This is a genomic window from Paenibacillus elgii NBRC 100335, assembly GCF_004000865.1.
GTDB lineage: Bacteria > Bacillota > Bacilli > Paenibacillales > NBRC-103111 > Paenibacillus_G > Paenibacillus_G elgii.
Genome location: NZ_BIMB01000008.1, coordinates 22,117 through 45,490, shown reverse-complemented (window position 1 = coordinate 45,490; position 23,374 = coordinate 22,117). Strand labels below are relative to the sequence as shown.

Annotated in this window: 20 protein-coding genes; all 20 read right to left on the bottom strand. The window is 55.7% G+C overall.

The features are described from left to right. Positions 1 to 44: 44 nt before the first annotated feature. Positions 45 to 596: a hypothetical protein gene (locus PEL01S_RS08110; RefSeq protein WP_127459969.1), complete on the bottom strand. Its 552-nt coding sequence runs from the start codon at positions 594 to 596 to the stop codon at positions 45 to 47. 172 nt (positions 597 to 768) lie between these two features. Then, complete coding sequence (locus PEL01S_RS08105) at positions 769 to 1,104, bottom strand: antibiotic biosynthesis monooxygenase family protein (protein ID WP_063184693.1); 336 nt, start codon at positions 1,102 to 1,104, stop codon at positions 769 to 771. Positions 1,105 to 1,166: 62 nt separating this feature from the next. After that, positions 1,167 to 2,267: a GerAB/ArcD/ProY family transporter gene (locus tag PEL01S_RS08100; protein WP_127459968.1), complete on the bottom strand. Its 1,101-nt coding sequence runs from the start codon at positions 2,265 to 2,267 to the stop codon at positions 1,167 to 1,169. 147 nt (positions 2,268 to 2,414) lie between these two features. After that, entirely contained in the window at positions 2,415 to 2,936 is a 522-nt protein-coding gene (locus PEL01S_RS08095) for a GNAT family N-acetyltransferase (protein WP_063184695.1), read from the bottom strand. A 52-nt stretch (positions 2,937 to 2,988) separates the two neighbouring features. Next, positions 2,989 to 3,189: a hypothetical protein gene (locus PEL01S_RS08090; RefSeq protein ID WP_063184696.1), complete on the bottom strand. Its 201-nt coding sequence runs from the start codon at positions 3,187 to 3,189 to the stop codon at positions 2,989 to 2,991. A gap of 9 nt (positions 3,190 to 3,198) precedes the next feature. Then, positions 3,199 to 4,293 carry a GerAB/ArcD/ProY family transporter gene (locus tag PEL01S_RS08085; RefSeq protein WP_063184697.1) on the bottom strand — a complete coding sequence of 365 codons (1,095 nt, stop codon included), beginning with the start codon at positions 4,291 to 4,293 and terminating at the stop codon, positions 3,199 to 3,201. A 39-nt stretch (positions 4,294 to 4,332) separates the two neighbouring features. Next, the gene (locus PEL01S_RS08080) at positions 4,333 to 4,566 is read right to left on the bottom strand and encodes a hypothetical protein (protein WP_063184698.1); all 234 of its coding nucleotides are present in this window, start codon (positions 4,564 to 4,566) and stop codon (positions 4,333 to 4,335) included. Between the two features lie 15 nt (positions 4,567 to 4,581). Continuing rightward, complete coding sequence (locus PEL01S_RS08075; protein WP_127459967.1) at positions 4,582 to 5,787, bottom strand: Ger(x)C family spore germination protein; 1,206 nt, start codon at positions 5,785 to 5,787, stop codon at positions 4,582 to 4,584. Next, complete coding sequence (locus PEL01S_RS08070) at positions 5,784 to 7,421, bottom strand: spore germination protein (protein WP_063915731.1); 1,638 nt, start codon at positions 7,419 to 7,421, stop codon at positions 5,784 to 5,786. The genes PEL01S_RS08075 and PEL01S_RS08070 overlap by 4 nt, the downstream gene beginning before the upstream one ends. A gap of 230 nt (positions 7,422 to 7,651) precedes the next feature. Continuing rightward, positions 7,652 to 8,026, bottom strand: coding sequence for a hypothetical protein (locus PEL01S_RS08065; RefSeq protein ID WP_063184700.1), 375 nt, complete (start codon positions 8,024 to 8,026; stop codon positions 7,652 to 7,654). 54 nt (positions 8,027 to 8,080) lie between these two features. Continuing rightward, positions 8,081 to 8,941, bottom strand: a complete 861-nt coding sequence (gene bioC, locus PEL01S_RS08060; protein WP_063184701.1) for a malonyl-ACP O-methyltransferase BioC — start codon at positions 8,939 to 8,941, stop codon at positions 8,081 to 8,083. After that, positions 8,904 to 9,764, bottom strand: a complete 861-nt coding sequence (locus PEL01S_RS08055; protein WP_063184702.1) for an alpha/beta hydrolase — start codon at positions 9,762 to 9,764, stop codon at positions 8,904 to 8,906. The genes bioC and PEL01S_RS08055 overlap by 38 nt, the downstream gene beginning before the upstream one ends. Next, positions 9,761 to 10,939 (bottom strand): 8-amino-7-oxononanoate synthase, encoded by a 1,179-nt coding sequence (gene bioF, locus PEL01S_RS08050; RefSeq protein WP_063184703.1) that lies wholly within the window; start codon positions 10,937 to 10,939, stop codon positions 9,761 to 9,763. The genes PEL01S_RS08055 and bioF overlap by 4 nt, the downstream gene beginning before the upstream one ends. 12 nt (positions 10,940 to 10,951) lie before the next feature. Continuing rightward, complete coding sequence (bioB, locus tag PEL01S_RS08045) at positions 10,952 to 11,977, bottom strand: biotin synthase BioB (RefSeq protein WP_127460045.1); 1,026 nt, start codon at positions 11,975 to 11,977, stop codon at positions 10,952 to 10,954. 18 nt (positions 11,978 to 11,995) lie between these two features. Next, the gene (gene bioD, locus PEL01S_RS08040) at positions 11,996 to 12,775 is read right to left on the bottom strand and encodes a dethiobiotin synthase (RefSeq protein WP_127459966.1); all 780 of its coding nucleotides are present in this window, start codon (positions 12,773 to 12,775) and stop codon (positions 11,996 to 11,998) included. Further along, positions 12,772 to 14,139, bottom strand: a complete 1,368-nt coding sequence (gene bioA, locus PEL01S_RS08035) for an adenosylmethionine--8-amino-7-oxononanoate transaminase (RefSeq protein ID WP_127459965.1) — start codon at positions 14,137 to 14,139, stop codon at positions 12,772 to 12,774. The genes bioD and bioA overlap by 4 nt, the downstream gene beginning before the upstream one ends. Before the next feature lie 191 nt (positions 14,140 to 14,330). Next, on the bottom strand, positions 14,331 to 15,746 hold the full coding sequence (locus tag PEL01S_RS08030) for an amino acid permease (RefSeq protein WP_127459964.1): 1,416 nt from the start codon (positions 15,744 to 15,746) through the stop codon (positions 14,331 to 14,333). A gap of 458 nt (positions 15,747 to 16,204) precedes the next feature. Further along, a complete protein-coding gene (locus PEL01S_RS08025; protein WP_127459963.1) occupies positions 16,205 to 17,026 on the bottom strand; it encodes a GNAT family N-acetyltransferase in 822 nt (273 codons plus the stop codon). 103 nt (positions 17,027 to 17,129) lie between these two features. Beyond that, positions 17,130 to 17,489 (bottom strand): VOC family protein, encoded by a 360-nt coding sequence (locus PEL01S_RS08020; RefSeq protein ID WP_063184707.1) that lies wholly within the window; start codon positions 17,487 to 17,489, stop codon positions 17,130 to 17,132. Between the two features lie 191 nt (positions 17,490 to 17,680). Further along, the gene (locus PEL01S_RS08015) at positions 17,681 to 23,353 is read right to left on the bottom strand and encodes a glycerophosphodiester phosphodiesterase family protein (protein WP_127459962.1); all 5,673 of its coding nucleotides are present in this window, start codon (positions 23,351 to 23,353) and stop codon (positions 17,681 to 17,683) included. Positions 23,354 to 23,374 lie beyond the last annotated feature (21 nt).

Below are 23,374 nucleotides of genomic sequence, written 5' to 3'. Positions count from 1 at the left end.
TCCCGAATGAAACCGACGCTCCTCTATGGACTGACTTGATTGATCTACTCCGCTTTGGTTGCTGCCGCTTCGGCTGCCGTTGGCACGGCGGCAAGCTCGAACGTCTGATTGCCGTTCACTTCAACGTTTTGAACCGCTCCGTTCGTATTCACCCAGCCTCTCGCAAGCAGCGAGGCTTTGCCCGAGTTGACGAAAATTCTCCCCAGATATACGCGCTCGCTGCACTGGAGATGGTTGCCAAAGTTAATATGGTACAGCCCTGTGGCATAGCCCTTCAGCGTAAAAGGCTTGCCGGGGATAATCGTGGAGCCGATCTCCTGGTAGGACGTGCCTTCCGTCGTAAGCTTGGTGCCGTCCTGTTGATAGAAGGACACCGTAATATCGGCAGGCGTGCTGCCGGCATTGGATAATTGGAACGAAAAATCCAGAGACTTATCCGCGCTGCAATAATTGTTCGTCGGAATTTGGAAGGCGATTTCTTCCGGCAGCTGCCGCTGGCCCGCCGCTTGAGTCGGTCCTTCTGCAATAGCGGGTGCCATGATCGTCAGACTTAGCGCCATTGCAGGCAGTAATACTTTTTTGAGCTTGCTTTTCATTTCCCGTACCCCTTTTGTCAAGTCATTCCTCTCTACTGTAATGGAGCCCGCTTCAATTGTCCAGAGGGATGCCTTCCAGCATATGGACAGCAAAAAAGCCTCCGGCGCCCCATGACGGGCTTAAACCGAAGGCTTCGTTTCCGAATCGATAGAACGGACGGGAGCGGGCCCGTCACGCTTGCGCTTGCTGCCGATACGGCCCTTTGACCGTTTTCACTTCGTAGTTTCCGTGGCTTGAGCTGAGAATATGCTCCGGCTTCGGCTTGCCTCTTGCTTGCCGGTGACCTTCGAGATGAACCTCGCTGGTCTCCCATTTTTTCCACGCTTCCTCAGACTCCCAGCGAATCATCACAATGACCTCTTCGTCGCCTTTTCTCACCTTCTTCACAAGCACGCTTAAATCGATAAAGCCTTCGGATTTTTCAATGGCTCCCTCTCCGCTGAAGCGCTGAACGACCAGATCCGAGGTTCCTTCTTTGACGATAATCGTTTTCATTTCAATAAACAACCGGATCACTCCCCTAGATAAACTTACCATTTTATAATATTGATAAAGATTATCATTGTCAATTAACCGGTCTTCGTTCTCCGGTATCGGTCGATAGCCGCAACAAGCAGCCACAGCACAAATGGAAACACAATGGCAAAGCCTAGTCCGAATTTGCCCATCCATTCGATCATTTTGTCGTTGGCGCGAAACGTCGGCTGATAAAAGACATAAGAAACAACAAGCAGCAGCAAAAACACAAACAGATGCGGACGATGGTCCGGTTTGCCCAGCATCCAGCTCGTGGAGTATATGCTGCAGTACGTAAAAGGAATCCACGTCAGAGCGATAAGTAAAAGATACAACGCGAGAAACACGATTTCAAAGCGTTCGACGAAAGGAAATTCGACCACCTTCAGCAAGCTGATCACCGGCTCGTTGTATTGCAGGATCTCGTCCGGGCTGTAGAACACCAGGCAAGTAATGTCCATCAGCAAGTAGACAAGCAGGGCCAGCGTATTGCCGGCAATCACCCCAAAGGCCGCCCGATTTTTATTTTGCAGAAACGGATACAGCACAAACGTCATTTCAAAGCCCAAAAAAGTGAACACCATCTCCGGCGTTCCCTCCAGCACCGGTCCCCACCCTTCCTTAAGCACGGGAAGCAGATGAAGCCATTCGGCGTCACGAAGCACGTCGATAAAAATCAAAGGCATCCAGCAGCAGATCAAGACAACGAACTCCGCAAATCTGCCATGAACCCGGACTCCGCTGCGGCCAATGAACCAGAATGGAATGATTAGCGTTATGACGAGCATGAGCTCCGGCGTTTGCGGCAGCAGCCATGCTTTGACGAAGATTACCGTCCGGGAGAAAACGACGTACGAGAAAAAAGCAAAGTAGAGAGCGACGACGATCGCGCCGGCAATCCCCGCCCATTTGCCCCCATAGTTCGTCAGCAGATCAAGCAGCGTGCCGTCCGGGTAACGCTTCATGGCTTGGATGATAAACAAGCTCGCGGCCGTAATCAGAACCCAGCCCAAGATGACCGATATCCAGTTGTCTGTCCCCGCATACCGGGCCACATTCGAAGGAAACGGGAGGACGCCTATACCAATTTCCGAGGTGAAAATGAGAAAAATATATTGCCAAAGCGTAATTTCGTTAAAAGCGTACTTTTTCATCCGCGAGGCCTCCGGGTTGGACGATCCCGGTTAATATGCCCAATTAAAGGAAATATATGCAATAAAGCCTGATGGTTCAGACTTTAGGCGGACACCAAGGTCCGGAATATGCAACGCCGCGTCTATTCCAAATGGTTTCATGCTGCTTCATCCGGCGCCATGCTCTTCATATTCCCGCTCCAGCATGGACATGACGATCAGCGATTCGTACCCGCCGTTCGTGCGAATGCATTCCCGCAGCATTCCTTCCGTCTTAAAGCCCGACAATTCGTAAAGCTGCTTCGCTCTTGCGTTATGCTCCTTGACATCCAGCCACAAACGGTGAGCCTTCAAGTGCTTGAACGCGTAGTTCTGAACGAACCGGATCGATGCTTTGCCGTACCCCCGCCCTTGATCGGCAATGGTGATACGGACCAGCTCGATGCAGCGGTTCGCACTCGTCAATCCGGCGAGAATCAGATAGCCGACAGGCCTGCCGTCCGGCGTTTCGACGAGGAGATGCAGCTTATCGCTGCTGTGTATGGTTTCCCGGTGCTGCTCCGGGGTCCACGAAATGATAAATGGCGTATTCGCGGGATGCTGCTCCGTCGTTAATACAAACTCCAAGTCCTCCTCAGCGGTCTTACGAAATTGAAGCGAAGCGAAGCTTACCGGTACATTTGAGAGCATGTGCAGCCACCTTCCTTGGTATCTGCTCCCATTATAACGAATTGTCCGCGCTTCACCTACCATTTTTTGCATAACGCTTCAGAACCGCCGGCCACAAGGCAAATGTCAATGAAAAAAACGGCCGCACCCTAAAATCCCATGTCTGCTCGTAGCTCACATTTAGATAAATGAGCAGCGCAAAAGGCACCAGACACATGCCCATCGACAAATTAAGCGAGCGGTATTCGTCCACCCGAATCATGCGATTGTCCATTTCTTCACCTCATCTCTTCCCGGGCAATCTGCGCAGCCAGGCCGCTCCGAGCATGAGCAAAGGGAGAAACAACCCGAAGGTGAGTGTGTAAGGAGTCCAGAACTTCGTCGCAAAATGGTCAAAATACGGCCGGTTCGGAACGAACACCAGCGCCAGCACATAGCAAATCATGCCAAGCGGCAGTGTGACCGGACGGTACCTCGGCAGCTTTACGATCTGCGCTATCCCATAGGAAGCGGCATAAAAGCAGACGGAAATTTTGACAAAAACGGTAATGAACCAAATAAACGCCATAATGGCTTCGATCCGCTCCAAAAACTTGCCGACAGCAACCTTCTGTGCCAGCACATAGCTCGGATAGGCCAGCAAAGCGGTCATATCGCTACCCATCACTAAAATGGAAACCGAGGAAAATACGGTAAGAATGACCGTACCGGCAGCCAGGCCCGTCATAAAAGCTTTCGCCCCTCTACCCGCGTTGCGGACGAAAGGAAACAACATGAGCAGAATGACGCTTTCCTCCAGATTCCCGAAAAATCTTAAATTCCCTTCGATAATCGGTTTCATCCCTTCACTCAACATCGGCTGGGCATTCTCCGGTCTGATCTGCGGGGAAATAAACAAGATCAGAATCAGATAAAGCAGCACGAACGAAGGAAACACCAATTCGGACGAGCGACTCAGCGTAACCGCACCCTGCCTTACACCTAATACGATGACGCCGGTGAACAGCAGAATGACGACCTCAATCGGGGTCTCCGGCATCATCTGTGTCGTGATAAAGTCCCCGATTTCATACAGCATGATGGAAATATCAACCATAAAAAAACTGACGAAGAAGCAGGCCGCCGCCGTTCCCGCCCATCGGCCGAGGACGGAGCGGCATAGATCGATCAGCGTTGACGGAAAGTACCGTTTGGCCAGCGCCGTGTACAGCCAACCGATCGCCAAGCCCTCGACGCATACGAGAGCGGCTGCCAGCCAGGCATCTTGCCTGGCGGAGGAAGCTAACCACGAAGGCACGTACAACAGCGCATCCCCGACAACAAATAAAATCACAAGCAGCGTAAATTGATGGGTATTGATCTTGTCGTTATCGAACATACGGTTCCACCTGCCATTTCCTCGACAGACGATTTGAGCTTAAGCCGAGCCGCCGTATATCAGGTTGCTCAGCGGCTTGTACAGTGCGGAGATCCAGTCCAACGGATTGGGGATGTTGAGCTGCAGCGCTTTCGCTACGCCCAGACTTGTTCCGGCGAGGCACAGCAGAAAGAACGTCCACAGCTCTCTCTTCTGCTTCCTCTCCATCAAGGAACGCCATTCGATAGCAACAATCGCAGCTGCGACCAATAGGACGAGCAGCATCTTCCACATAACGAACGCTCCTCCTTATTTCATTTTGTCGATGAACGATTGTCCCACCTTGCCCGTTCTGCGCAGCTTGACGTCGATTCGGGTGTCTACTTTGACGCTCATGAAATGACGGTCCCAATCGTCCTTCAACCGGTTCCAGTTCCGGGGATCGTAGCGGTGGATCGCCTCGCCGAATCCGAAGATGTCGGAGCTGCTGCTTTGCCGGCCTTTGCGGACTGCTTTATGGATAAAGCCGTCAATTACCTGCTCCGCTCTGCGTTCGAACGCATAGATCGTCTCAGGCTTGGATAAATCCTCCCTGCACGAGATTTCTCCGATATTACCTTCCATCGCGATTCCGACGGTAATTACCGGTTCCCCACCGGGCGCCTTTCCTGTTAAGTGCGTGCTGCTGCGAAGAACTTCGACCGCCGCCTTTCCTCCCGAATCGCACGGCACTTCAAACACCGAGGCATTAACTCGGTTGGTAATATAACTGAAGCCCCGGCCTTCATCCTCATTCAGCCAGCCAACCAGTTTGTCGTTTTTGAACACCCCAATACTTGAAAACCGGAAATTGCTGCGGGGGTGAACAGTTTTCAAATTCGCATCCGTCTGGCCTTTGTGAGGATCCCCGTTCAATTGCAGCCCGGTCATCACTCCTTCCTTGCCTACTTTCATTAGATCTGTAATAAACTCGTCCAACGTAATGGCAACGGTGGGAGCCCAGTTTTTTTCGGAAATTTCCAAGTTTTTCAGCAAGGCGGTAGCAGGCGACTGCTCGATCGGCACGATCTGGCTCATCGCTTCCCTGGCTTCGACGCCTTTGGTCACGACAAGGAAAAAATCCGGGCGAATTTCATGATCGCGCACAAACAGATCAAGGATATCCCGAAGTCCTTCTTGCGCAAGCGTTTCGCTAAATACAAGAACACGGATATGAGAGAAATACAGCTTGCGGGGAAGCTTTGTCGTCAAACGGCGAAAGCCTTCAAAGAGCGAATCCGCCTTTATATACTGCGTCGTCACCGGCAAACTCGAGCCGCCCCCGCCCCCCGGAGCTTCGCTCCCCGCTTGCCCCATGTTGAGCATTTGGAGCGACAGCAAGTATTGGTTATCGAGCTTATCGATGCCAATGCCTGTAACGATCGCCAGCTCGTTCAGCTCGCGGCGGCTCCAACAGCCCGTGGTCAGGACGAGCAGCAAGCATAAAACGCAAACCACCGACACGTTATGCTTCATGGGTTACCTCTCCCGCCCTCCCGCCGATCATGAGCATCCGGCTCAAATGGGACTGAATGTTGCCGAACCGGATTCGGACTCTGCATAAGGACCGGCCGTTTCCGCATCGCGGACAACGGGAACCGGAATATGGCGTCTTTCTTGTCGCTTGGAATATACGGGGCAAAAGGCGCCATATAAGGAACTCCGAACGAATGCAGGCTGCACAAATGCAGGTTAAGCACCGTCAGTCCGATAAACACGCCGAAAAGACCGAAGGATGCGGCCAATCCCATCAAGGCGAAGCGTAAAATCCGGATCGGAATGGACATAGCGAACGATGGAAAGGCAAAGCTGGCAATGGCCGTAATCGATACGACGATGACCATGGCCGGGGATACCAGGCCGGCCCTGACCGACGCTTCTCCCAGCACAAGCGCCCCTACAATGGAAATCGCGGGGCCGATCGCTCTGGGCATCCGAATGCCCGCCTCGCGAAGAAGCTCGAACGTAAACTCCATCAGGAACGCTTCGATGGCTGCCGGAAACGGCACCCTTTCCCGCTGCGTCGCGATACTGGTCATCAGCGTGGTCGGCAGCATCTCTTGATGAAAGGTAGTGACGGAAATAAATAAAGCGGGAGCGAGCAGCGCAATCATCAGGGAAATGTATCGGAGAATGCGAATAATCCCGTAATCCGACCGGTGATAGTAATCTTCAGGAGACTGAAAAAATTGGGCGAATACGACCGGCACGACCAGCACAAACGGCGTCCCGTCCACAACGATCGCCACCCGGCCCTCCAAAAGATTCGCCGCGACCGAGTCGGGGCGTTCCGTATTATACATCGTCGGAAACGGGGTAATCGTTTTCTCTTGAATCAGCTCCTCGATATTCCCGCTCTCAAAAATACCGTCGATATCAATGCGGTCCAGCCTGCTGCGCACTTCCTCAACCATGCTGTCGTTGACAATGCCTTTGATGTACACCAAAGCGACGTTCGTCTTTGTCACCCGGCCGATCGACCTGGACTCGATCCATAGCTTCGGATCTTTGATTTTTCGCCGGATTAAGGCAATGTTGGTACCCAGACATTCCGAGAACGATTCCCGGGGCCCGCGTACAACGGATTGTACGGAAGCCTCTTGGACGCCGCGGTCTTCCCAGCCCTTCGTATCTGCGGACAGCCCTTTGGCGAACCCATGAATCAGAATGATCATATTGCCGGACAACAGGTTGTCGAACAATGCGTCAAAATGTTCGATTTCCGTTACCGAACTGAGCGTTAAGGTAAAATCTTCAAGCATTTGCAGCGGAGTCCCTGTGCTCTCGGTCCCGTCCAAATCCCGGAATAGCGCCGGATCGCGGGCATGCAGCATGAACGACTCCAGAAACCGGGTAATGATTTCTTTGTCCGTCAGCCCGTCGGTATGAATGACCGCCGCTTTTATCGTTCCTGAAGCTCCGATGCGGATCGTCCGTATGATCAGATCCGGGCTGTTTCCCGTCACCGCCCGAATGTGTTCCAAATTAAGCTCCATGTCCGGGCTTAAAGGCGCGGCTTCCCGCGATGGTGAGCCGGCCCGATTGGCCTCCCGCTTTTCAGCAGCGCTGCGTCCGAACCTTCCGGCTCTGGTTGATTTGAAGAAACGCATCCTCCGTCACCTGCATTTTGGTTGTGGCTCTGGTTCTACTGATACATTGCTCAAATTTGGTAAAATGTATTCATTTGGCCGATGGAACCGAATAAATGTTCTCTTGCCGTGAACTTCCAAAATACGGTACACTAAGTCCTAGTGGCTCGAATGATCGAAAGGTCCGTCGAGCCATCAAAAAAAGGCCTGTGGGAAAGCATCCCCGGCCTTTTTTTCGTTTATTTTCAGTTCTACGCCTTGACCGACAGCTTCCGCAGCAAGACTTCTCCTTCGGTCTTGAACGTTCGATTCGCCTCCAGAAACGCTTCGACTTCGTTCAGCTTCGCCGGCCGGTACCCCGGTCCATTGCAGCCACAGGTATGATAGCTGAAGCCGTGAGCATACAGAATTTCGACTTTTTTCCACTGCTTGGTATCCTTCTGCTTAGGCGCTTGAAAGTCGTGTCCCATATTATTCATGACTTCCCCGCATTGCGGACATTTGTATTGTCTGTTCGCCGCTTCGATTTTGCTCAGTTCATATTCGGACGTTTGCTTGAATACTTTGCGGCACGAAAAGCAAGCGTAAATATTTTTGTACGGGCCATACATTGCATAACGGCACATCGCCATCCACCTCCGGTAACTTCCTTTCCATTTTACCGTTTCCAGGAAGCTTTGTCATGAGGGAACTTCCGCTTGGAGCAAAAGAAGCTGGTACGTGGCCGAAATTCCTTCCGGGGCCGGAAACCGTTTTTCGTACTCCCGAAACATACCGGCGAATAAGGAGCGCCAGCCAAGGCCGCGCGGAGCGTCTGCTGCCGATGCGCTGGCTCCCGTTGCTTTGACCGAGTGCAGAAATTCACTGACGGAGGCATAGCCTTCGGTCCGGATGGCGCTCTCTTCCCAAACCTCCGCAAAGCCCGCATATTGAAGCTGGGTCCGCCACTCGCCGGCAGACAGAAACGGAAGGCCGTGCCGCTGCGGCTCCAGACCGCGGGAGCGGTATACGGCGGCGAACGATTCGTGCAGCTCGCGGAACGTCTCCGGACCGAAGGTCGTGAACGCCAATAAACCGCCGGGGCGGAGCAGCCGCCGCAAATGCCGCAGCGTTTCCTGCGGGCTGCCCAGCCATTGAAAGCAAGCGTTTGAGACGATAAGATCAAACGACAACGGCTCCGCTTGGGCGGCCCACGCTTCGGCATCCGCTAGATGGAAGCTCACGGGGAGCCGTTGGTTTGCGGCAGCCGATGGCGCCTTAGTCCGAATGCGCCGTTCCGCCGCTTCCAGCATGGCCGGGGCGATATCCAGCGAGGTGATGACCGCATCGGGCCAATCGCGCAGCAAAATCTCGGTCAACAGGCCGGTGCCGCAGCCGATCTCCAGCAGATGCGGCCGTGTTTCGCCGGCTCTCTGCTTCCGGTTGGCCAGCGACCCGCCGAGCTTGTCCGCCATAACGCGTTGAACGCGCGCATGCACGTCATAGGATTCCTTGGCGGAGCGGTCAAACCGACGGCGAATCGCATGCAGCCTGTGTTCCATGCGACCACCTCCTTATCGCTTCAGCGATAACGGCCTCCCGCCCAAGAAACGGGATATGCCCGCCGCCTTCGACCGGCAGGATTTCCGCTTGCGGCAGCCGTTCATACAGCTCCTCTGCCGCACCGTACGGGCATACTTCGTCCTCTTTGCCGTGGACAAGAAGCGTCGGACAAGCAATCTCCGGCAATGCCGGGACATGGATCTCTGTCCGCAAAAGCTGAATACCCGCAAGCAGCGCTGCGGTCGGCCAGCTTCCTGCCGGAGGAAGCTCCGGGCAGAAGCCGGTTTTCTTCTCCTCATCCGAAAGCAGCCGTTGGCGGAATCGAGCCTCAACCGCTAGCCGATCCTTGGCGATAGACGCCGCCATGTGCCGGAGAACGGCGTCGGGCCAGCCGAGATTCGCCTGTTCCTTGGAGCGGACGAATCGGGCGGTCGCGCCGAAAAGCACAAGGCCGTCCGCGAACCCCCGGGCGGCGAGCCGCAGCGCAAGCAATCCGCCGAGGGACCAACCGGCGATCAGAAGCTTTCCGCTTCTGCGGGAGGACGCGAGGCTCGGAAGGGCGCCGTCTGTCCCGGTGAACCAGGCGGCGGCAGCCGTTTCTGCCAGAGCCCTCATCTGCTCCGGCGTTTCGGCGCAGCTCAATCGTACCGGGGCATGAACGAACTCTGGCAGATGCGATTGAAGCTCCGCGAATACCGTTTCCGGCATGCTCCATCCGGTCAGCCATAAAATAACGGCGCCGCGCGGCTTTGCCGTTGTTGGCGTTCTGGCCGATGCGCCGCGCGACGCTCTATTCGCGAAGATGCGAATCGGGTTCGTCATGGCGCCAGCACCCCCAACCGAACCGCGACCTGTTCGATGCGGCGGGCGGCATCGGCCAAGTCGTCCGGATTATGCGCAGCCGATAAGGAAAAGCGGATGCGCGCCGTCCCTTCCGGGACCGTCGGGGGACGAACGGCAACGGCGGCGATGCCTTCCGATTCCAGCGCAGAGCTGAAACGCAGGGCAGTCGCGTTATCTCCGACGATAACCGGGACGATCGGCGAATCGCCGGGCCCGACCTGAAAGCCCGCCACGCGCAGCGTCGAGCGGAACTGCCGACTGGACGCGGCAAGCCGTTCGCGCCGCTGGCATTCCGTCTGCACCAGCTTCAGAGCTTCCGTAATCCCGGCAATCACGGAAGGAGGCGGCGCCGTCGAATAGATGATCGGCCTCGCCTTGTTGACCAACAAGCGGATGAGCGTACGGCTGCCGGAAACGTAGGCTCCGTAGACACCGAACGCCTTGCTGAAGGTGCCCACGTGCACGTCCACGCCGCCCTGCAGCCCCAGCGCATGACACAGCCCTTCGCCGCGTGCCCCATAGACCCCACCGCTATGGGCCTCGTCGACCATGAGGATAGCTCCGTACTCCCGCTTCAGCGCAACAAGCTCGGCCAGCGGCGCCTGATCGCCGTTCATCGAGAAAACCGCGTCCGTGACGATCAGCTTGCGTCTTGCGTCGCGGTGCTTGTGCAATAACCGGCGCAAATGCTCCGTGTCGTTATGGCGGTACCGGACGTGCTCGGCGCGGCTTAGCCCGATACCGTCCACAATGCTCGCGTGATTCAGCCGGTCGCTGAACACGACATCTCCGCGGCCTGCAAGCGCCTGGATGACGCCAAGGTTCGCCATATAGCCGTTGGCAAAAACAAGCGCTGCCTCGCTCTGCTGCCAAGCGGCGAGAGCATCTTCCAGACGGCTATAGGGAGGCCGGTTGCCGGTGATCAGACGCGATGCGCCAGAACCGGCACCCTCGGCGAGAAGCGCTTGTGCCATGGCGTCAGCAATAGCCGGATGTCGGGCCAGACCGAGGTAGTCGTTGGACGACAGGTCAAGCAGCGTTTTTTGTCCGCGCAGCACGTAACCTTGGCGGTCGAATACCGTGGAGCTGATCTGCAGCGACCGGTTTAGCGACCGATCTACCAGCTTCTGAAGCTCGTCTTCGATCCATTCCATGCCGTCACCGCCTTATAGAGCACATTGTTCAATCTCGAAGCCCAAATCCTCGATCATTTGATAATCGGCCGCAGCGTCCTGCCCTTTCGTCGTCAAATAATCGCCGACGAACAGCGAATTGGCGGCGTACAAGCCAAGCGGCTGAAGCGTCCGGAGATTGACCTCGCGCCCGCCCGCCACGCGGATTTCCTTCGATGGGCAGATCAACCGGAACAGCGCCAGCACCTTGAGCGCCTTCATCGCGGGAGTACGGCCCGCTTGTTCCAGCGGAGTCCCCGGAATGGCGTTCAAGAAGTTGATCGGAATCGAGTCGGCCTCCAGCTCCCGAAGCGCGTAAGCCATCTCCACGATTTCGCGGTTCGTCTCGCCCATGCCGATAATGACGCCGGAGCAAGGGGACAAGCCGTAGCGTTTCACCTTTTCCACGCTCTCGACCCGTTGATCGTAGGTATGGGTTGTCGTGATGGAAGGGTAGTTCGCCCTGCTCGTGTTCAAGTTATGATTGTAGCGGTGTACGCCCGCTTCCGCGAGGCGTTCGGCTTGATCGTCCTTCAGAAGGCCGAGGCACGCGCAAATTTTGAGCGGCATTGTCGCGCGGATTTCCTTCACCGCTTCGATGACCTGATCCAATTCTTTGTCCGTCGGGCCTTTGCCGGACGCGACGATGCAATAGGTTCCCGCTTGACGGGCCATCGCTTCGCGCGCGCCGGCCAGCAGCGTGGCTTTTTCCAACAGCGGATACTTGGCGATTGGCGCAGAGGATACGACGGATTGAGCGCAATAGCCGCAGTCCTCGGGGCAAAGGCCGCTTTTGGCGTTAATAATCATGTTCAGCTTGACTTTCTTGCCGTAAAAATGTTTGCGTACCCGAAAAACGGCCTGCAGCAGCGGCATCACTTCGTCGTTGTCGGCCTCCAGCACGGCGAGCCCTTCTTCGACGGACAAGCGTTCTCCGTCCAGCGCTTTTTGAGCCAGCGCCTGCCAATCCGCAGCCTTTTCGAGTGTTTCGGGTGTTTGCGGTGTTCCGATTGCCTTCATCCTCATCTCCCTCTCCTCCTACGAATTTGTTACGTTTTCCAATATTTGTCGGACCGGTGAAATGTCGATATGCTGCTTTACGGCTCGCACGAGTCTCTCCATCGTGGCTTCGCCGCTTACCCACGGGAACCGTCCCAGCACGCGGAGGCTGCCGTAGCGCTCAATCAGCTCCGCATTCGCAGCGGTGCTCGGGTCGGTGCGCGATGTCGCGTGATCGACCTCGTTCATCACGACGCCCGCGACGGGAATTCCCCGCTGCCGAAGCAGCGCTGCGGTTAACAGCGTATGGTTGACGGTGCCCAGACCGCTGCGGGCGACGATCAGCGCCGGAACGCCAAGCTCGGCGATAAAATCCGCAACGAGGGCGTCGGAGGTTAACGGCACGGCAGCGCCCCCTGCCCCTTCGATCAGCAGGGCGTCGTACCGTTCGGCCAACGGTTCCCCTGCCGCCAGAAGTCCGGCCGTCGTCAAGTCTATCCCGGCTTGCTTGGCGGCAAGTGCGGGAGCCAGCGGCGCTGCGAACGTAAACGGCGCGACCTGTTCCGGCCGCTCGGCGATACCCGTCCCGCGCAGCAGCCGTTCGGCGTCGGTGATTCCCTCGCCGAGAAGCCCCCCGCTCTGGACCGGCTTCCAGACGCCGACGTTCCGCCCTTCGCTGCGAAGCGCGGCGGCGATGGCCGCGGTAATTACCGTCTTGCCGACGCCGGTATCCGTGCCCGTGACGAATATTCCGCGCCACCGCTTCCGGCTCGCCGGCTTCTCATTGCCGTGCACAGACGACACGTGCGATCCGGTCACGCTCCCCAGCCTTCCTCGGTGACGTCGCAGATCGCAGCGGCCAAAATATCCGTCATCGCTGCCAGCTCCGCTTCCGTACTGGCGAGAGGCGGGATCAAAACAACTACGTTGCCGAGCGGGCGGGTCAGCATGCCGAGCTCTCGCGCCCGCATGCTGACGCGGACGCCGATGCGGTCCGTCCAGACATAAGGCTCGCGGGACTTTTTATCCCGGACAAGCTCGATCCCGATCATCAGACCTTGCTGCCGGATCTCGCCGACATGCGGCCAATCGGCAAGCAGAGCCAATTTCTTCGCCGCGAATGCAGCCTTTGCATTTACCGTATGTATCATCTTCCGTTCTTCGAGAAGCCGGAGGCTGGCCAGCGCGACGGCGCAGCCAAGTGGATTGCCCGTATACGAGTGACCGTGAAAAAACGTTTTTTGCTCCGAGTAGTCCGCATAAAAAGCAGCATATATCTCATCAGTTGCCAGCGTCGCAGCCAACGGCAGATAGCCGCCGGTTAATCCTTTGCCGACGACCATCAAGTCGGGCGATACGCCCTCCAAATCGCAGGCGAACATCGCTCCGGTGCGGCCGAAGCCTGTCGCCACCTCGTCGGCGATCAGCAGCACGTCGTGCTTGCGGCACAGCGCGGCAATCTCGCGCAAGCATCCTTGCGGCATGACGATGATGCCGCTCGCGCCTTGCACGACAGGCTCCACAAGGAGCGCCGCAATCTCGTCCGCCCGCGACTCCAGCAGCTCCCGCAGCGCGGACAGCGTTGCTTCCATCGCCGCGGAAGCCCCGCCCGCAGTGCGGTAAGCGTAAGGATAAGGTATGACGTAAGAGGAAAACAGCAGCGGCCGGAAGACATCGTGGTATAGCGGAATCGCACCGACGCTAACGGCGCCGAGCGTATCCCCGTGGTAAGCCTGGTTCATCGTAATAAATTTCGTTTTGCGGCCGATGCCCCGGTTGTGCCAGTACTGGAACGCCATCTTGAGCGCAATCTCCACGCCAGTCGCACCGGCATCGGAATAAAACACCTTCGTCAGCCGTTTCGGAGCGATACGCACCAGGTTCGCAGCCAGCTCGATCGCCGGCACATTGGCCATGCCGAGCAGAGTCGAGTGAGCGACTTTCGCCAGTTGGGACGTTACCGCTTCGTTCAACTCGGGAACGTTGTGTCCGTGCACGTTGAGCCAGACCGACGAAAACCCGTCATAGTAAGCGCGCCCCCGAACATCGTAAAGCAAGATGCCTTCGCCCCGTTCGATAATGAGAGGCTCGCTTTTAACGTAGTCCTTCATCTGTGTAAACGGATGCCATAAGTACGCCTTATTCCAAGCTGCCAGCTCTTCGCAGGTTGTGGCCGTTTCCATCACCGATCACCGCCCTTATCGCATTTTATTGTTAACCTAAATAAATTATAACTGGTTAACAATTAGATCCTATTCTAGCAAACCGATTCCCCCGTGTAAAGCGAGAGACTCGCGCCGACTGTAGTCCCGGCAAAAGAAAAGGCCTATGAAAGGTAATCTTCCATAGACCTTTGGGGGCTTCGAGAGCCCTTTTATAAGCTTTTCTCCGCCTGCTCTTGCTTCGGGTGCTTGTGCCGGTAAAACAGATAGTGAACCAAATAGCAAATGATCGTAAACGGGATTCCGTAGTAAAGAGCGATTTTTTGCTCTTGGTCGAAGGCAAGCCCTACCAGCGCAACGATGCACAGGATGATCGCGAAAATAGGCACAAAAGGAAACAGCTTGACCCTGTACTTCAAATCGTGAACGCTGTTCCCTTCGGCGATATAACGTCGGCGGAACAAATATTGCGATAAGGCGACTCCCATCCAAACCAAAATTCCGGCAAAGCCGGATATGCCGCTCAGCCACAAAAATACGGTGTCCGGGGCCACGACGCTTGAAATCAAGGCGAGCGACGCAATAACGGCGCTGACGGTAAGCGCCCGAAACGGTACGCCTTGAGGGGTCAGCTTGCTTAAGTAAGGACTGGCCATATTGCTTTTGGAGAGCGCCCACAGCATCCGCGAGGAAGCATACAGCCCGGAGTTGCTCGCCGAAAGCAGCGCCGTCAAAATAACAAAATTCATAATATCGGCGGCAAACGGAATGCCCATTTTATCAAAAACAAGCACAAACGGACTGTCCGTCAATCCGGCCTCCTGCCACGGAATCAGCGAACCGAGGACAATGACCGACGTCACGAATAGAAATAAAATTCTCCAAATCGTATTTCTAGTCGCCCTCGGAACCGACTCCTCGGGGTTCTCACTCTCTCCCGCGGCAATGCCGATAAGCTCCGTCCCCTGATAGCTGAAATTGACGGCCACCATCGTCATAAATACGGGAATAAACCCATTGGGGAATAGCCCTCCGTCATGGGCGAAGCCCGAACGGATCGGTGCCGCATTCAATCCCTCGAATGGCATAAGTCCCACGATAGCGGCCAGCCCTAACAAAATGAACAGCATGATCGTCGTCACTTTAATGCCGGAGAACCAGAATTCGGATTCGGCAAAAATACTCGCGGAAAAGGCGTTTAGCAGGAACATCAGCACAATGAACACCGAGATCCACACCCACGAGGGCACGTCCGGGAACCATCGGGTCATCAGAATCCCGGCCCCGACCCATTCGGAGCCGACGGCGACAATCCAGTTGATCCAATACAGCCAGCCGATCGTAAACCCGGTTGCCGGACCTATAAACTTGGTCGTATAGGCCTGAAAAGAACCCGTCACGGGCATCACGACCGCCAGCTCGGCCAAACACAGCATGACCAGATACATAAGAAGTCCGCCGGCCAAATAGGCCAGAACGACTCCGCCCGGCCCGGCTTGATTGATCAAGTACCCCGTACTGACAAACAAGCCCGTGCCGATGGCCCCGCCGAGCGAAATCATAAACATATGCCGGCTTTTCATGGAACGCTTGAGACGGTTGTCCTTCTCCTCGATTGCATTAGCCATATAACAATACCCCACTTCCAATAATGTCATTTTCTAGTAAACGCTTACAATTATTTTGTTAAAATGGCTGTTTCCTAGGACTCCCCTCCGCAATCATTCTTGCTAAAAATAAAAAACTTAGCATGTCCGGACATTTCGCCTTCACGCCAAGCTCTTTTCTATAGACTATAAGCTAAACAGAGCTATAAAACTGAATTTTGTAATTTTTTCCTATTATACTATAATTCATCATTAAGTCAATAATTTGTATATCTCGAATACCGCTTCGGCTTGTTTTTAGTCGTGAAGTCATGCATCATTGTAAATTCGACAACATTCGCGATTTTCCTTTTTTCCAATGTATGGACCCGGCAATTTTTGTAGGCCGAAAAATCTACTTTTCTGCGAATTGAAGACATGAAAAAAGAGGAAGCCATTCGGTTCTACCGATGCTCCCCCTTAAGCGCCCTACGAATAAGCTAAAATTCGAATTCGTATATTTTCGACTTCTCCTTCAGCACGAAACCGCATTTGTTGGCCAGCGCAATGGACGCCTCATTCTCCTCATCCGTCGTCCAATGAGGCACCAGACCGCTGCGGACGCAATGATCGAGATAAGCGAAGGTGACCGCCGCTCCGAGCCCCTTCTGCCGCTCCTCTTCCTCGTAGGTGCGGACGACAAGGTCATGTCCGTTCCCGTAAACATAGCCAGAGAAGCAGACGCTCTGCACGATCCCGTCCTTCAACACGCAGTAGCCGAACCCTTTGTCCATAAAGTCGCCGGGCGAATTCCAGAATTCGTTCAAGTCTTCGAGAACGAAGTCATTTTCCGGATCGTTTAAGAGCTCGGCATCGAGCGGTGTTACCTGAATACGGCTTTCCGCCTGCGCCTGCCTGAGCATCGAATAGCGGTCCGCCGCAAAATCAAATTCCAAATCCTCGCCCTCAACCAATTCGTAGTCTGTTAACGCTTCATTTAAAGCCTTGTCCCAGGCTTCGTCCCCAACCGCAATGGTGAACCAGGTGCCCCCGATGATATCCAAGGAATCCTGTTTTATTTTCCGGCCCATATACGAATTCAAATGAGCGGTAAATTCGGAATTGCGGCAATCTCCTGCGAAAAAAGCGATGCTCGCGATCGCCCAGATCATGGCCGTTCTTGGATGCTCAGAATCGTCGACGAAAATTTTGCCCTTGTTGTTGCCTGCCACAATGCTCATCAGCGCAACATTCGTTTTGTCCTCCTCCGACAACAGAGGCGTTATTTTCGAGTATTCGTTTACATCCAGTTCTACAATCACGTCGGTTCCTCCCCTGCATTTCCAGTTATATCCTACACCCCCTATACGATCTCAGCGAGGATATAGGTTGCAGGAAGAAGACGGGGAAAATCGTTATAACGATTTAGTCCGCCTGGACATGTGCAAGGATGTTGACAAGCTTGCCGAACGGGTCCCGGACAAAGAAGCGCCGAACGCCCCACGGCTCGTTCATCGGGCCGTATTCGACCGCAAATCCGGCTCTCTTCACGCGTTCGAGCGCAGCCTCTATGTCGTCGACTTCAATGGACAGGTCTGGCGTAGGCGTGCCGGAACCCCCTTCCGAGGCGAAGCTGATTTGAACGCTCATCACCTCGTTCGAGCCATAAGTGGCGATCCATCCATGGTCCATCAATAGATCGAGGCCGAGCACGTCGTGATAAAAGCTTTTGGCTGCCTCGATCTTCCGGGTGTCAATATTGGCAACAATTCGTCTGACCTTCATTTTCCAACCTCCATCCCGTCCAGCCGGGGAAACTGTTTTCGTTCCTAACTCGATTATACGATAAACGCCAATAGCCCGCTCCCCTTTTCGACTTGGAAGGGGCAAATTTAACGGGCTTTTTTGCACAATATCGCTGCCCAGGCTTGGCAGCCCGGGCAGACTTGCTTCCAACAAAGCTTCATTTTCGTAAGTTAATTGATATAGTTCGCTTTACTTAAGAAACGCTTCAGCATTACCACGGATTGAGCCCGCGTTGCAATTCCATCCGCTTCGAGCGTCTCCGCCGTCATTCCGTTCATCAGACCGGCATGAATCGCTGCAGCTACTTCGGCCTTCGCCCAGCCCAAGCGACCGCCGTCCTTAAACGGCGCCAAAACCTCGCTCTGCTTCGCCTGCGATAGCTGTGTCTCCAATCCTGCATAAGACATGGCGCGGATCAGCATGGCCGCCTGTTCTTCGCGCTTAATTTGCCGGTCCGGACGGAACGAACCGTCCTCATATCCGCTGATGAGTCCTGCTGCCGCTGCGGCCGCTACATCCTCCGCATACCAGGCTCCGGGAGCCACATCGTTGAATCCGCCTTGTGCCGTCACAGGACTGAGGCCCAATGCGCGGACAAGCAGCGCCGCGAATTCCGAGCGGGTGATCGGACGATCGCCTTCGAACCGGTTGTCGCTAACCCCTTCAACAACGAGCTTATTAGCGAGCAGCTCGACATCCGCTTGTGCCCAATGGTTTGCCATATCCGCAAAGCTTTTGTTCATTTCGATAATGGCAAATGTGCCGTTCCCGCTCCGCTTCAGCGTCGCAGCCGTTTGTCCGTTCCTCGTATCGAAGAGGGTCGGAACGAACCGGACCCGTTTCGTGGCCGGATCATAGAGGACTCCGGTCGCTTTGGACCGGTCCACGGCTTGGCCAAGAAGCAATTGATACGTAATCGGTGCGGACCCGAACGATACCGGCACCGTGCGTCCTTCTTTGTTCGCCGCCTCCACCGAGAGATGGACGCCGTCTGCGACCGACGCGCCGTTCGCAGCCAGCTTGATCTCGTTGTGTTCGCTGCCGCTCAGCTTCTTGATCGCAAAACGGATCGACATATCGCTTACCGCCGAGCCAAGCTGCCGAGCCAAAGCTTCCAGCTTCAGCGCGTCCAATGGCAGCGTATATCGGCCGCTATCCCCGGTTACCGCCAGCGTCGCGCCGTTCTTGCGGCTCGCATCGGACAAGCCTGCCGCTGCCAGCTCCAGCTTTTCGCCGGTAAATTTCACTTCGACGCCGGAGTTGGCACGGAACGCTTCTTTCAGCGTGTCAGCGTCTAATTTACCGCCGGTTGCTTCAAGCACCGCTCCCGGTTTGGCCGCAGGGACGTTAGGCTTACCTACGCCATCCGTCGGCTTCCCGCCGGTACCGCCGGTACTACCGGTGCTGCTGCTATCGCTGTCGCTGCTGCCCTCGCCGTTGTTGCCTTCGCCGTTGTTGCCTCCACCGTTGTCGCCTCCGCCGTTGTTGCCTCCGCCGTTGTTTCCACCGCCGTTGTTGCCTCCGCCGTTGTCGCCTCCGCCGTTGTCGCCTCCGCCGTTGTCGCCTCCGCCGTTGTTGCCTCCGCCGTTGTTGCCTCCGCCGTTGTCGCCTCCGCCGTTGTTGCCTCCGCCGTTGTCGCCTCCGCCGTTGTCGCCTCCGCCGTTACTGTTGTCGCCCTTCACTTCAAAAATAACGGGCTGCGTATACAGATCGTACTTGCTGCTTGCATCCATCGACGCCGTATACCTTAATAAAGCGTGCGCCGTTCCCGGCTTTTTCGCTGTAACCTTGCCTCCGTTCACGTCTACGACGTCTTGTCCGTTCAGCAGAACGATGTCCGGCGTGACGATCGTTTTTGCGCGAGCGTAGGAATACACTTGCGCCGTGACGGCCATGCTTCCATTTTGCGCCAGCACGTACTTGTCCTTCTCAGGAAGAACCGAGGTGGCCCAGTTTTTCGAGTAGCTTGCATAGTCGGTCGTAAGGCCATAAACGCCCATCGCGAACATGCTTTTGTAATCTTTCTCGATGTTAATCGTCCACGGGGAAATAAAAACGCCCCGGTGCTTGGCCGCTTCCATATAGTCCTTCTTCAGTCCGGTATACCCTACGTTATACGTAACGTTCTGCTTCTGAACGATCTTCAACGTTTCGCGCAGCGATTTGTTGACGTTCGAGGTATCGAAGCCGCTGTGCAGCAGTCCTATCGGCATCCCAGGCATTTGCTCGGCGAACCGCTTCAACTGATTCGGATCGAACGACATGACATTGAGCAGGTGCTCCGCGTTCTTCTCCTTGATCAGCTTCACCAGCACGTCGACCGCGCGCGGATTGCTTGTTTTGATTTCGGCGTATACCATAATGCCGCGTCGCTTGGCCAGATCGATCTGCTCGTCCAGCGTCGGCACCTTCGTTTCCTTATAGCCCGGCTTCGGCTTACTCGCGTTGAGCGCCTTGATCTGCTCCAGCGAATGGTCCTCGACCTTGCCGAACCCGTTCGTCGTATTTTGCAGCACGTCGTCGTGAATGATGACCAGATGATCGTCTGTCGTCACGTACATGTCGTTCTCAATAAAGTCCGCCCCGTAATCGACGGCAAGCTCGTTGCTCTCAATCGTATTTTCGGGCGCCTCCGACGGAATGCCCCGGTGGCCGATCACATACGGCTTGCGAACCAGCGTGGTCTGGTTCGAGTACACCTTGAGCGCATCGAAGGCTGCCGCCGGAGAATCCGTCACGATGCCGTTCGTGCCGGCCGTGATCAGCCGGTGAATCGACACGCTTTTGTCCGCTGCGCTTGCCGTTTCCTTGGCCCATACCGCGATCAGACGCTGCTGCAAATAAGCAACATTATCAATCGAAGCTGCGCTCTGCGGCAGGATGGCGATTTTCGCCTGATTGACCGTTGTCTTTCTGCGGATATCGAGCAGGCTTTCCTGCGTCATAGGGGCCGGCGCAGCGCTGTAATCGACAATGCCCCGGATCATCGGGTACGACGTTCTTACCCGCTTGACCAGCTCGCCACGGTCCGAGACGACGAACGCGTCTTCCAGCTCGGTCCGCTGCACATAGTCGGTCAGCTTATCGGCAGCTTGCTCATCCTTCACATAGAACGCCGGAATCATCCGGGTGCCGAGCGAAGCCAGCACCTCGTCCAAGCTTCCGAGCACGTTCGCGCCTGACGGGTCAGTCACCTTCAACTCAGGGTTCACATGCAGAATCACCGTCGCCGGCAGGGCGGGCCCGTTCAAGCTTGCCAGATCCGCTCCGCTGCGAACCTCCTTGACAACGGACGGCGCAAGCGAAATCTTCGTCTCCGGCTCGGTGACGTTCACGAAGCGGTCTGTCGGCATCGGCGGCAGCGCCTCCTGCTGCAAAGTAATACGGATGTTGTCCACTTTCATCCTGCTGCCGTTTGCCTGCAAGCCGATGCCGCCCTTGGCATAAGCGGAGGCCGCATCAGAGTTGACCATCACGCGGTTGTCGATCAGCTCCTGCACCCGGTTGCCGTAGGCTTTGACCGTGTAACGGTACATTTTCGCCGGGTCGATCGCTTCGTTGTTCGAGCCGCGGTCCGTCACGTTCCAGCCGTTCGACGGGGTCCGCTCGGCGAATTCGACACCATTGGAAGCCGTCGCGTCTTTGCGGACTGCCATTTGGTAATAAGGGTGGTCGTTATTTTGGATACGGAACATGATCGAATTCCATCTCGCCGCATCATTGGCCGACAGATGGGTGACATCCGCTTCGATTTTATAGTTGCCGAACAGCTTCAAATAGTCCGGAAGCAGCACGCGCGACGGGTTGTCCGGGGCCGAGCTGGCATTCAGCTCGAATGCGCCGGCTTTCACGACGGCCGCACTAGGCGTCGTGCCTTCGATTCTTGTCCAGCCCGGCGGCAGCGCGCCGTACGGCAATGCGTCGAAGTTCTCTTCATACAGTACGTACTCGGCGTCCCCGGCTTCTTTCGCTACAACGAGAATCGGAACCGATACGCTATCGATGGAAGCGGTCAGCGTGTGAACGCCTTTTTGCTTGACGCTGATTTTACCGTTTTCTATTGTGATCCCGCTGCTGTTCGAGCTCCAGATTAAACGGTCGCCGCTTAGCGGGCCTGAGGTAAAATCGCTAAGCTCCGATTGAAATACAATGGATTGGAGATCGATGGTCCCGCCTGCGGTGCCCAGCACATAGCCTTCGTTATGCTTGAGCGAAACGACTTTTGCCCCAGTGGCCGACGGCGTAACCGTAACCTCCTGCGCTGCTTCGGCATTGGTGAAAACCGATTGAATCGTCGCTTTCCCCGCTTTGACCGGATACAGCTTGCCGTCCACGATTTTGATCGTACTCTCGTCCGAGGAATACAGCTTCAGCCGGTCGCTATAGACCGCTTCCGTAACGCCGTCCGAGAAGTAGACGTTGCCGGTCACGCTCAGCGGTCCGGTCAGCGCTTCCATCGTTGGCGGAATCGCCAGATTGAGCCGATCGGCCGTTATCCGCGTGACCTTCACGTTATCGAACGACACTTTGCTCTGGTCGGCCTGCAAGCCGATTTTGCCGCGTTCCAGCAGCACATTCGGACTCAAGGTTTTGTCGGTCAGCAGTGTAAAATCCGCATCGCTTTTCGCCTTGATGTATTCTTTGACGTTGTTGTCGAACACGCGGACTTTCATCGTGTAATCGTTATTCAAAGCAAGCGGCTTCCATATCCCGCTCATAGGTGTGGGGCTGAACCACGCGTTATCCGGCTTCCGGTAGGCGATTTCGTAGGTGCCGTTTTGCCGGACCGCCATCTGGTTGTAAGGAGCTTTGCCGCTGGCGGCTCCGCGGAACATGAGGGAAGCCCAGCGTCCCGCATCCAGCACTTTTTCGAATCGGACGTCCGCTTCTATCACGTAGTTGTCCCACTGCACCGGCGCAATCGCCCGACCTTGCTTGCCTGACGCGCTCCCGTCGAATACCATTCGCCCGTTGCCGTATGTATCCTGCACAACCGTAAACGGATCGCTCCCCGCATTCACGTCGGAGATCCAGCCGAATGGAAGCTGTCCTGACGGGGTACCGTCAAACGTCTCTTGCAAAAGGACCGGATTCACCGCTCCAGTCACCGGATTGCCGTCGTCCAGCTTGACGGTGCCGTATCCGGACGTATCGTTCCAGAACGATGTGGTGTTGTAGGCGCTCCAATAGCTCGACCTTTGCTTCGCAGGGTCTGCGGCATCATACCGGTCGGTCGTGCCGACTTCCAATCCGAACTGTTTGTTCCGCCTCGGGTCAAGCTGGAGCATATCCCACGGCACGGCCACTTCGAGCGTCCAGCCGCTGCCGGTCGTGCGGATGGCACGCAGTATTTTTTTCTCGTCCTTGCCGCTGTGATTATTCAGCGCTGCGCCGAAGTGAAACTCCGGAGTCGTCGCCCCCGGCTGATAGACGAATCCGAGCTGCATGTCCTCGCTTGCAAACGGCGCCGAGCGGTGATTCGTCGGATCGAAGAATAAATTGATATTATCCTGCTCGAACCAATAGCCCGGTCCGTTATGGATCAGCGTATCGTCGTCGGCCTTCACGCCGATATAGAGATATTGATTGTCCCATAAGAGGCCGAATTTGGACTCCTTGGAGATGCCCTCTCCTGTACGGACGGTTAACGGCTGGTCGATGCTCCAGACGGATTCGTCGAGCTGTCCATCAATCACGGGTGCGTTCTTCGTCTTTTTGGCAATCATCGATTTTCGTCCCGTGTCGGCGGCTTCGGCTTGTCCCGGAACAAGGCCGACCGGAATCGTCCCGCTAAGTAATGCGATAATGAGAAATACGTAGAACGATTTGGCATGACGTATCATTGTGGATTCTGTCCTTTCCTA

What these genes read in the sequence shown, in the direction of transcription:
- PEL01S_RS08075 (WP_127459967.1), bottom strand. Translation starts at nt 5,787, where the DNA reads ATGAAGCATAACGTGTCGGTGGTTTGCGTTTTATGCTTGCTGCTCGTC.
- PEL01S_RS08015 (WP_127459962.1), bottom strand. Translation starts at nt 23,353, where the DNA reads ATGATACGTCATGCCAAATCGTTCTACGTATTTCTCATTATCGCATTA.
- PEL01S_RS08020 (WP_063184707.1), bottom strand. Translation starts at nt 17,489, where the DNA reads ATGAAGGTCAGACGAATTGTTGCCAATATTGACACCCGGAAGATCGAG.
- bioF (WP_063184703.1), bottom strand. Translation starts at nt 10,939, where the DNA reads ATGGAATGGATCGAAGACGAGCTTCAGAAGCTGGTAGATCGGTCGCTA.
- PEL01S_RS08055 (WP_063184702.1), bottom strand. Translation starts at nt 9,764, where the DNA reads ATGACGAACCCGATTCGCATCTTCGCGAATAGAGCGTCGCGCGGCGCA.
- PEL01S_RS08110 (WP_127459969.1), bottom strand. Translation starts at nt 596, where the DNA reads ATGAAAAGCAAGCTCAAAAAAGTATTACTGCCTGCAATGGCGCTAAGT.
- bioC (WP_063184701.1), bottom strand. Translation starts at nt 8,941, where the DNA reads ATGGAACACAGGCTGCATGCGATTCGCCGTCGGTTTGACCGCTCCGCC.
- bioB (WP_127460045.1), bottom strand. Translation starts at nt 11,977, where the DNA reads ATGAAGGCAATCGGAACACCGCAAACACCCGAAACACTCGAAAAGGCT.
- PEL01S_RS08095 (WP_063184695.1), bottom strand. Translation starts at nt 2,936, where the DNA reads ATGCTCTCAAATGTACCGGTAAGCTTCGCTTCGCTTCAATTTCGTAAG.
- PEL01S_RS08080 (WP_063184698.1), bottom strand. Translation starts at nt 4,566, where the DNA reads ATGTGGAAGATGCTGCTCGTCCTATTGGTCGCAGCTGCGATTGTTGCT.
- PEL01S_RS08090 (WP_063184696.1), bottom strand. Translation starts at nt 3,189, where the DNA reads ATGGACAATCGCATGATTCGGGTGGACGAATACCGCTCGCTTAATTTG.
- bioA (WP_127459965.1), bottom strand. Translation starts at nt 14,139, where the DNA reads ATGGAAACGGCCACAACCTGCGAAGAGCTGGCAGCTTGGAATAAGGCG.
- PEL01S_RS08100 (WP_127459968.1), bottom strand. Translation starts at nt 2,267, where the DNA reads ATGAAAAAGTACGCTTTTAACGAAATTACGCTTTGGCAATATATTTTT.
- PEL01S_RS08030 (WP_127459964.1), bottom strand. Translation starts at nt 15,746, where the DNA reads ATGGCTAATGCAATCGAGGAGAAGGACAACCGTCTCAAGCGTTCCATG.
- PEL01S_RS08085 (WP_063184697.1), bottom strand. Translation starts at nt 4,293, where the DNA reads ATGTTCGATAACGACAAGATCAATACCCATCAATTTACGCTGCTTGTG.
- PEL01S_RS08065 (WP_063184700.1), bottom strand. Translation starts at nt 8,026, where the DNA reads ATGTGCCGTTATGCAATGTATGGCCCGTACAAAAATATTTACGCTTGC.
- PEL01S_RS08070 (WP_063915731.1), bottom strand. Translation starts at nt 7,421, where the DNA reads ATGCGTTTCTTCAAATCAACCAGAGCCGGAAGGTTCGGACGCAGCGCT.